The following is a 1,620-nucleotide window of genomic DNA, read 5'->3' on the forward strand; positions in this document are numbered from 1 at the left end:
AGCCGGGATTATTCACGTGCGTATTTCCTCTGATTTTTCTCAGGCGGTCTGTTCAACCTGACGTCGTGCGGGCGTGATGGCTTACCGGCCGAAGTTGGCTGGTTTTGGTGGGCTCTATGATGTGTTGGCGTTGGATGTGGCAGAGATCGGGACCGGACGGGGCAAACGCCCCTGTGATCAGATGACCAGCCTGGGCAGTCTGGCCAGGGCATAGCCGAGGATCGCCTGGTCTGGCATTGAGCGCGGCAGATGCAGACGGATCGAGCGTTTCAGGGTTTCGAGGCGGACGGCGAGTTTGATCAGGCGCAGGCGCAGGGTATCGAACTGGATACCACGCCAGCGCGACCGGCGCGGCATCAGGGAGCGCAAACTCCACATCAGCCAGTAGGCGCCGATATGCAGAAACAGGCGCATCTGGTTGGCGCTGGCCCGCGAGCACGAGGTCCGGTCGGCGGCAAGATGGGTCTTCCACGCCTTGATATGGTTCTCGGCCTGGCCACGCGCGCAGTAGATCTCTTGATACAGGGTGCGCGGGGAACCTGCCTTCAGGCTGGTAACGATGAAGCGGGTATCGACCCCCATCGGCCCGGCCTCGACGCGGGCGATGATCCGCTCGACGCGGTCCCAGCTTGCTGCGCCATCATTGAACTCTTTGAACCGCCGGATTTTCTCTCCCGGAGCTTGTTGCGCGCGCGCCGTGGTGCTGGCCTCCAGCGCGATGACGTGCTTGCGCAGCGTCGTGGTCGGTGCGACGCCGAAGATGTAATCGAGGCGACGCGCCCGACAGAACCGCAGCACCTCCGGCGTGCAGTAGTGCGAATCACCGCGCAGCATGATCGCGGTGCGGGGCCAGTGGCTGCGGATGGCGTCGATCAGCCGGCGCAACCATTTGACGATCTGGCTACCTTTTGGCCGGCACGCCGGACGCAGCACCGCGGCGAGCATCCGGCCGTCGCCGTCGAATACCACAATCGGCTGGAAACCGTACTCATCGTGGTGTGCGTTGAACAAGCAGAGTTGCTGCGCGCCGTGAGCGGCATCGAAGGTATCGTCGATATCGAGCACGACCCGGTTGGGTATGGTGCGGAAACTCGCACAATAATGCTCGACCATCGCCAGGCCCATGCGCAGCAGCGCGCGAGGACCGGGCAAATTCTCGGTGCGTGAAATCGTCGCTTGCGAGCACAGATCGCCCGCCTCGGGCAGACGCTCCATCGCGAGTTTGAACATCGGGTCGTTGCGCAACCGGTCGGCGTCGTTGCCATCCTCGTAACCGGCCGCGATCATCAACATGCGAAACCGAATGATCTCGTCGAGCCCATGCTGGACGCGCTCCGGCGTGCGCGGATCATCGATGCAGGCTGCCAACTGCGCGGCAATCCCCAGCCGCTTCTCGACCTCGCGCAATGCCAGCAGACCGCCGTCAGAGGACAGCATCTCGCCGTCGAAGCGGGCCTCGATCGATTTGCCGGCGACAGGTGACAGACCAGGGAGAATTGGGGTATTTGCAACCGAGGCGAGCATGGCGTTCCGTCGTGGTGAAGATTTGTCTCGACAACAAATTCTTACATCGAATCAATGGACTACGCTATGCTCGCCAACCTTCATGCATAATTCCGG

Annotated in this window: 1 protein-coding gene; it reads right to left on the reverse strand. The window is 62.1% G+C overall.

Annotated features, from left to right (window positions below; translation table 11 throughout):
- Nucleotides 1–177 precede the first annotated feature (177 nt).
- Nucleotides 178–1,524: an IS1380-like element ISAcr4 family transposase gene (locus APM_RS14990; protein WP_007424223.1), complete on the reverse strand. Its 1,347-nt coding sequence runs from the start codon at nt 1,522–1,524 to the stop codon at nt 178–180.
- Nucleotides 1,525–1,620 lie beyond the last annotated feature (96 nt).

The organism is Acidiphilium sp. PM (assembly GCF_000219295.1).
GTDB classification, from domain to species: domain Bacteria; phylum Pseudomonadota; class Alphaproteobacteria; order Acetobacterales; family Acetobacteraceae; genus Acidiphilium; species Acidiphilium multivorum.

What these genes read in the sequence shown, in the direction of transcription:
- APM_RS14990 (WP_007424223.1), bottom strand. Translation starts at nt 1,524, where the DNA reads ATGCTCGCCTCGGTTGCAAATACCCCAATTCTCCCTGGTCTGTCACCT.